Below are 6,843 nucleotides of genomic sequence, written 5' to 3' on the forward strand. Positions count from 1 at the left end.
ACGATGTTGACGCCGGGGTTGGCGAGCAGGTAGCTGCCGGTGGCGGCGAGGATCTGACGGGCCTCGGCGCTCAGGGTGTAGGCGTCGAAGTCAAAGTGAATGCGCTCCATCTGGAAGGAAACCTCGGCGGGAACGCGGCCGGTATCGCGGGCTTCGCTGCCGGTGAAGGCGCTGGCGGCCGGGGCGCTTTCGACGGCGGCGGGAACGGCGGCTTCCTGGTCGGGACGGGGCTTCTTGGAGCAGGCGGGCAGGGAAGCGACGGCGAACAGAACCAGGGCGACAGTGACAAGCTTGCGGTACATGGGTGTAACCTTTCTCTGAATAAGATGGTTGAATACAATGGCCGGGCGACGGGGACATCCCGTCATGCGCAGGCCGATTGCCGGAGGAAATTTATGGTAGAAAACCGCGGTTGCGGTCTAAGCGGGGGGAACGAAGGGTTCGAAATAGACTTCAGGCGGCGGCAGAATCCGGCTCCAGACGAGGTTTTCCCGCTCAGGAACGGGAGCCGGCGCGGCGAGAAGCTCGCAACTCAGGGTGCAGTTGTCGAGGAGGGTGCGTTTGTTCTTGAAGGGAAAGGAAGGTGCCTTGACGTTGCCATCGGCGACGAAGGCCGTTTTGGCAATGAAATGCTCGATGGGCTGGACGAAGCTCTCGTAGGAGAAACTTCCCAGGCGCATGGTCAGAAGCACCCCGATGAGGGCGAATGCCAGGAATTTACGGAGAAAAGCCCGCAAAGGCTTCATGATGACAAAGGTACCGCCATAATAGAATGAAAAACGCCGCACATAATAAGGAAAAACCCCGGGGGGTTGTCAATAGATATTTTGCAGGTTCGCGACGAATTTTATCGGCGGCCGAATGTGCCTGTTCTTTGATCAGTGCTGCCCGCAACTGCCGCAGGTCGAACGCCGGCAATGGGGCTGGGCCACGGCCGCCCTGGTGTCGCCGCCGTGGGCGGCGAGGCTGGCCTTGGACACCCACCAGCGACCCTCGATTTCATGGCCTTCGAGCAGGCCGCGCTTGAGGTTCATGAGGATGTTGACGGTGGTGGTGCCGAGGATTTCCGCGGCGTCCTCGATGGACACCAGGCTGTCGTCGTTGGGGTTTTGCATGGCGGGGCTCCTTGCCGGAATGAGGTCAGGGCAAGGTTAATGCAACATTCGTGCCTATTGAACTTCCCCCTTCTGTCGGCGCGCCACGTCCTTGACCAGCGGTAGTATGCGCCGCACGATTTCGTCGATGCCTTGCGCGTTGGGGTGGATGCCGTCGGGCAGGTTGAGTTCCGGCACGCCGGCCACGCCCTCCAGAAAAAAGGGGTAGAGGGGTACGCCGTGTTTCTCGGCGAGGTGGGGATAGATCCCGTCAAAGGCGCTATAATAGTCCCTGCCCAGATTGCGCGGGGCGAGCATGCCGGCGAGGATCGGCTGCACCCCGCGCTCCTTGAGGCGGCCGAGGATGGCATCGAGATTGGCTTGGGTGTGTTCGGGCGCCAGTCCGCGCAGGGCATCGTTGCCGCCCAGTTCAACGAGCACGATGTGCGGGGCGTCGGCGAGGGCCCATTCCAGGCGCGCCAACCCCCCGGCGGTGGTGTCGCCGGACACCCCCGCGTTGATCACCCGTACCGGGCAGCCGGCCTGCCGCAGCGCCTCTTCGAGGCGGGCGGGAAACGCCTCATCGGGGGCCAGACCATAACCGGCGGCGAGGCTGTCGCCCAGCACCGTGAGGCGCAGGTTGTCCCGCGCCGCCTGGGCGTTGCAGGGTAAAAACAGCAGCATGGCCAAAAACATCACGGAAAGAAAGGTTCGCATGTCCCTATCCATGGTTGAAATCGAGGATCTGCATCTGAGTCTAGTCGGCGGCGGCGGGCGGGTCAACATCCTGCGCGGCGTCGATCTGGAGGTCGCGCGCGGCGAAAGCCTGAGCATCCTCGGCCCCTCGGGGGCCGGAAAAACCACCCTGCTCATGGCCCTGGCGGGGCTGGAGCGGCCCACCGCCGGACGCATCCGCGTGGCGGGCGTCGATCTGGGCGGGCTCGACGAGGACGCCTTGGCGCGCTTTCGCCGGGAGAACCTCGGGATCGTCTTTCAGTCCTTTCATCTGGTGCCGACCATGACCGCCCTGGAAAACGCCGCCCTGCCCCTGGAATTCGCCGGCGCGCCCGATGCCCGCGAACGCGCCGCGGCGGCCTTGGCGGCGGTGGGTCTTTCCGAGCGCCAGGCGCATTTTCCCGGCCAGCTTTCCGGCGGCGAACAGCAGCGCGTCGCCCTGGCGCGCGCCTTCGTCGCCCATCCCTCCCTGCTTCTCGCCGACGAGCCCACCGGCAACCTCGACCGGGACACGGGGGTGCGGGTCATGGACCTGCTCTTCGGCTTGGCGGCCGAGCAGGGTACCACCTTGATCCTCGTCACCCACGACGAGGTGCTGGCGCGGCGTTGCGGGCGCCGCCTGCACATGGCCGACGGGCGTTTTGCCGCGACGCGGGAGGGCGCATGAAAGACCCGGCCCTGCTGCCCCAGGCCTGGCGCCTGGCGCGCCGTGAACTGCGCGGCGGCCTGCACGGTTTTGGCGTGTTTCTCGCCTGTCTGTGCCTCGGGGTGTTCGCCATCAGCGCGGTGGGCTCCTTTGCCGCCTCGGCGCAGGGCGGGCTGCTCGCCGATGCCCGCGCCCTGCTCGGCGGCGATGTGGAGGCGCGCCTCACTCATCGCGAGCTCGATGCGGCGCAGCGTGCCGCCCTGGCGGAAAAAGGTCGTCTCTCCGAGGTCGTCGAGATGCGCGCCATGGCCCGCGCCGCCCAGGGCGAGGGACGCCTGCTGGTGGAACTCAAGGCGGTGGATGAGGCCTATCCCCTTTTCGGCGCCCTCGGCATCGAGCCGTCCGCGCCCCTGACGGATGCCCTGGCGACCGATGCCGCGGGTCGCCACGGCGCCCTGGTCGAGGCGTCCCTGTTGCAGCGCCTGGATCTGCGCGTCGGCGATGGCCTGTATCTTGGTGAGGCGGAACTGCGCGTCAGCGGCGTGCTGAGCCGCGAGCCCGACCGCACCCTGGGCGCTTTCACCCTGGGGCCGCGCCTGCTCCTCAGCCACGCCGCCCTGGCGGAAACCGGCCTGCTGCAGCCGGGCAGCCTGGTGACTTACGCCTACCGTCTGCGCCTGCCCCCCGAGACCCCGGCCGATGAGGTGCGCGCGGGCTTGCAGGCGGCTTTCCCCGATGTCGGCTGGCGGCTGCGCACTTGGCGCGAGGCGGAGCCGCGGGTGCGCGACTTCATCGACCGCATGACCCAGAACCTCAGCCTGGTCGGCTTGTGCGCCCTGCTGGTGGGCGGCCTGGGCGTGGCCGGGGCGGTGCGCGGCTACTTGGGCGGCAAGGTCTATCATATCGCCGCCATGAAATGCCTGGGCGCGCCGGGCCGGGTGATTTTCAGCGGCTACCTGTTGCAGGTGCTGATCCTGGGCGCCATCGGCGCCGGGATCGGCCTGCTCGCCGGCGCGGCGGTGCCCTGGCTGGCGGTGCAACTGTTCGGCGGCCGCCTGCCGGTGCCCCTGTTGCCGGGATTTTATGCCCAGCCGCTGCTGAACGCGGCCCTGTTCGGACTGCTCATCGCCCTGGTTTTTTCCCTCAAGGCCCTGGGCATCGCGCGGCGGGTGCCGCCCGCGGTGCTGTTTCGCGGTTATGCCGAGACGGCGCGGCTGTCCCCCGGCGCCGGGGTCTGGGCCGCCATCACCCTGTCCGCGACGGCCCTGGCGCTGCTGGCGTTTCTGACCAGCGCCGACCGGCGCCTGGCTCTGTGGTTCATCATCGGGGCGCTGGCCTGCTTTGCCATCTTTCGCGGACTCTCCGCCCTGGTCATCGCCCGGGCGCGGCGTGCGCCGCGCCCCGCGACGCCAAGCCTGCGCCTGGCCCTGGCCAACATCCACCGGCGCGGTTCACCGGCGGGCAGCGCGGTTTTCTCCCTGGGGCTGGGATTGACCGTGCTGGTCATCGTCGCCCTGGTGCAGGCCAATCTCAATCGCCTGGTGGACGAGACGGTGCCCGCCGAGGCGCCGGCGTTTTTCTTCATGGACATCCAGCACGACCAGGTGGCGGCCTTTGAATCCGTGCTGCGCGAGGTGCCGGGCGTCAGGCGCAGCGAGCGTTATCCGACCCTGCGCGGCCGCATCACCGCCATCGCCGGCGTGCCCGTGGCCGAGGCGCAGATCGCGCCGGAGGTGCGCTGGGCGGTGCGCGGCGACCGCTTCCTGAGCTACGCCGCCGCCATGCCGTCCGGTACCGAGCTGGTCGCCGGGCGCTGGTGGCCGGCGGATTACGCCGGGCCGCCGCTGCTGTCCCTCACCGCCGACGTGGCGCAAGGCTTTGGCCTGGGGGTCGGGGACCATTTGACGGTCAACATCCTCGGGCGTGAAATCATCGCCGAAATCGCCAACCTGCGCCGTGTGGACTGGTCGACCCTGGATCTCAACTTTGCCCTGCTGTTCGCGCCGGGCACCCTGGAGGGCGCGCCCCAGACCCACATCGCCACCGCCTATGTGGCGCCCGCCGACGAGGGTGTCCTGCTGCGCGCCGTCACCGACCGGCTGCCCAATGTCTCGGCCATCGGCACCCGCGAAGTGCTGGCCAATGTGGCGCGCACCCTGGAGCGCATCGGCACGGCTTTCCAGGGCATGGCGGCGGTGGCCCTGATCACCGGTTTCCTGGTCCTGGCCGGGGCGATTTCCGCCGACCAGCATCGGCGCATCCACGACGCGGTGATCTTCAAGGTGTGCGGCGCCACGCGCCGCGACATCCTTGCTGCCTTCGCCGCCGAGTTTGTGCTCTTGGGCCTGGCCGCCGCGCTGATCAGCGCCCTGGTCGGATCCCTGGCCGCCTGGGGCATTCTCGAGGGCCTGATGAACACACCCTTTCGCCTGCGCGCGGGCGCGGTGCTCGCGACCCTGGGCGCAGGCTTGGTGCTGACCCTTCTGCTGGGCCTGGCGGGCACCTGGAAGGCCCTCGGGCAAAAACCCGCGCCCTATTTGCGAGAAGATTGAAGGGCTGTCCTTGGTCATTTGCCCTTGGTCATTGGTTTTGACGTATTCCGTCACAAGGCTGTGCTAGGCTGACGCCATGGCCGATTCCCAGTCCCTCGAACACAAGCTTGCCATCCTCGCCGAGAGCGCCAAGTACGACGCCTCCTGTTCGTCGAGCGGCAGTTCGCGTCCGCAAGCCGGCGGGTTGGGCAACGTTGCGCGCGGCGGCATCTGCCACAGCTGGTCGGCGGACGGGCGCTGCATCTCCCTGCTCAAGATCCTGCTGTCCAACGCCTGTATCTACGACTGCGCCTATTGCGTCAACCGGCGCGGCAACGACGGGCCGCGCGCCACCCTCAGCCCCGCCGAGGTGGCGGAGATCACCGTCAATTTCTACCGGCGCAATTACATCGAGGGGCTGTTTCTCAGCACCGGCGTGATCCGCGACCCCGACTACACCATGGAGCAGCTCATCGCCGCCGCGCGCCTGCTGCGCGAGGAGCACCGCTTCGGCGGCTACATCCACCTCAAGGTGGTGCCGGGCGCCGATCCGCGGCGCGTGGAGGAGGCGGGTCGCTACGCCGACCGGGTGAGCGTCAACATCGAGCTGCCCAGCGCCGCGAGCCTCCAGCATCTGGCGCCGGACAAGGGCCGCGCGGCGATCCTTGAACCCATGGATCTGGCCGCGCGTCTCATCGCTGAAAGCCGCGTCGAGCGGCGCAAGAGCCGCAAGGCGCCGCGCTTTGCCCCGGCCGGGCAGAGCACCCAGCTGATCGTCGGCGCCAGTCCCGAAAACGACCGCCAGATCCTGCGCCTGTCCGAATCCCTCTACCGGCGCATGGACCTCAAGCGCGTCTACTACTCGGCCTTCGTGCCGGTCAGTGCCGACAACCGCCTGCCCGCCCTGGCCGCGCCGCCCCTGCTGCGCGAGCACCGCCTCTATCAGGCCGACTGGCTGCTGCGCTTCTATGGATTCACGGCCGAGGACATTCTCAGCGACCTCCAGCCCGATCTCGACACGGCCCTGGATCCCAAGGCGGGCTGGGCGCTGCGCAACCTGCACCTGTTCCCCGTCGAGGTCAATCGCGCCGAGTACGAGCTGCTGCTGCGCGTGCCCGGAGTCGGCGTGCGTTCGGCGCGAAAGATCCTCCGCGCGCGGCGCGGCGGCTCGCTGGATTTCGATGCCCTGCGGCGCCTCGGCATCGTGCTCAAGCGCGCCCGCTACTTTCTCACCGCCCAGGGCAAGTACCTGGGCGAAGCCGATCTGGCCGTATCCGATCTGCGCGCGCGCCTGCTGGCCTTGCCCGCCCCGGAGGCGCACCGGCCGCGCCAGCTCGATCTGTTCGCCGGCATCGCCGAAGCCGAGGATCATTTTGCCGCGACGGTGCGCGGGGAACTCTAATTGGACACTGGGGTGAGGGGGCTCGGATAGCTTCGCGCGGTCGGCAGCAGGTTTTTAGACAACTCATTGAAGGTTTGAGCAAGTCTTGGTGATGGATGATCCGCAACCCAACAACTCGAACCAGGAGGCAGTGCATGAACATCGTGGTCCTCGACGGCTACACCCTCAATCCCGGCGACCTGAGTTGGCAGGCCCTGGAGGCCCTGGGCGACTTCCGGGTTTATGATCGTACCCCCAGGGAGCTGGTGTCGGAGCGGGCGGCGTCGGCCGAGGTCGTCCTGACCAACAAGGTGGTGCTGGGCGCCGAACAGTTGGCGCAATTGCCGCGGCTGCGCTACATCGGCGTTTTGGCCACGGGCTACAACGTGGTCGACGTGGCGGCGGCGCGCGAGCGAAACATCCTGGTGACCAACGTGCCCGCCTACAGCACGGCCT

6 protein-coding genes and 2 pseudogenes are annotated in these 6,843 nt (G+C 67.8%); 4 read left to right on the top strand and 4 right to left on the bottom strand.

What is annotated here, in order from left to right; all coding sequences use genetic code 11:
* The 4 genes and pseudogenes from QAT43_RS13430 to QAT43_RS13445 form a co-directional block, all read right to left on the bottom strand.
* Window positions 1-302, bottom strand: a pseudogene (locus QAT43_RS13430) (hypothetical protein); the annotation flags it as partial.
* 117 nt (window positions 303-419) lie between these two features.
* Window positions 420-746 carry a hypothetical protein gene (locus tag QAT43_RS13435; protein ID WP_305043595.1) on the bottom strand — a complete coding sequence of 109 codons (327 nt, stop codon included), beginning with the start codon at window positions 744-746 and terminating at the stop codon, window positions 420-422.
* A gap of 132 nt (window positions 747-878) precedes the next feature.
* Window positions 879-1,115 carry a hypothetical protein gene (locus tag QAT43_RS13440; protein ID WP_305043596.1) on the bottom strand — a complete coding sequence of 79 codons (237 nt, stop codon included), beginning with the start codon at window positions 1,113-1,115 and terminating at the stop codon, window positions 879-881.
* 54 nt (window positions 1,116-1,169) lie between these two features.
* The gene (locus QAT43_RS13445) at window positions 1,170-1,811 is read right to left on the bottom strand and encodes an arylesterase (RefSeq protein ID WP_305043597.1); all 642 of its coding nucleotides are present in this window, start codon (window positions 1,809-1,811) and stop codon (window positions 1,170-1,172) included.
* Here QAT43_RS13445 and QAT43_RS13450 point away from each other — a divergent pair.
* The 4 genes and pseudogenes from QAT43_RS13450 to QAT43_RS13465 form a co-directional block, all read left to right on the top strand.
* On the top strand, window positions 1,810-2,496 hold the full coding sequence (locus QAT43_RS13450) for an ABC transporter ATP-binding protein (protein WP_305043598.1): 687 nt from the start codon (window positions 1,810-1,812) through the stop codon (window positions 2,494-2,496). The two genes, QAT43_RS13445 and QAT43_RS13450, sit on opposite strands and share 2 nt — an antisense overlap.
* Window positions 2,493-5,027 carry an ABC transporter permease gene (locus QAT43_RS13455; protein ID WP_305043599.1) on the top strand — a complete coding sequence of 845 codons (2,535 nt, stop codon included), beginning with the start codon at window positions 2,493-2,495 and terminating at the stop codon, window positions 5,025-5,027. The genes QAT43_RS13450 and QAT43_RS13455 overlap by 4 nt, the downstream gene beginning before the upstream one ends.
* Window positions 5,028-5,103: 76 nt before the next feature.
* The gene (locus QAT43_RS13460) at window positions 5,104-6,408 is read left to right on the top strand and encodes a putative DNA modification/repair radical SAM protein (RefSeq protein ID WP_305043600.1); all 1,305 of its coding nucleotides are present in this window, start codon (window positions 5,104-5,106) and stop codon (window positions 6,406-6,408) included.
* A 134-nt stretch (window positions 6,409-6,542) separates the two neighbouring features.
* Window positions 6,543-6,843: pseudogene (locus tag QAT43_RS13465) on the top strand (D-2-hydroxyacid dehydrogenase); the annotation flags it as partial.

This window comes from Geoalkalibacter sp. (assembly GCF_030604225.1).
In the GTDB taxonomy this organism is placed as follows: Bacteria; Desulfobacterota; Desulfuromonadia; order Desulfuromonadales; family Geoalkalibacteraceae; genus Geoalkalibacter.

Bases quoted from the DNA above. Each gene is read 5' to 3' on its own strand.
- QAT43_RS13455 (WP_305043599.1), top strand. From the start codon at position 2,493: ATGAAAGACCCGGCCCTGCTGCCCCAGGCCTGGCGCCTGGCGCGCCGT.
- QAT43_RS13450 (WP_305043598.1), top strand. From the start codon at position 1,810: ATGTCCCTATCCATGGTTGAAATCGAGGATCTGCATCTGAGTCTAGTC.
- QAT43_RS13460 (WP_305043600.1), top strand. From the start codon at position 5,104: ATGGCCGATTCCCAGTCCCTCGAACACAAGCTTGCCATCCTCGCCGAG.
- QAT43_RS13440 (WP_305043596.1), bottom strand. From the start codon at position 1,115: ATGCAAAACCCCAACGACGACAGCCTGGTGTCCATCGAGGACGCCGCG.
- QAT43_RS13445 (WP_305043597.1), bottom strand. From the start codon at position 1,811: ATGCGAACCTTTCTTTCCGTGATGTTTTTGGCCATGCTGCTGTTTTTA.
- QAT43_RS13435 (WP_305043595.1), bottom strand. From the start codon at position 746: ATGAAGCCTTTGCGGGCTTTTCTCCGTAAATTCCTGGCATTCGCCCTC.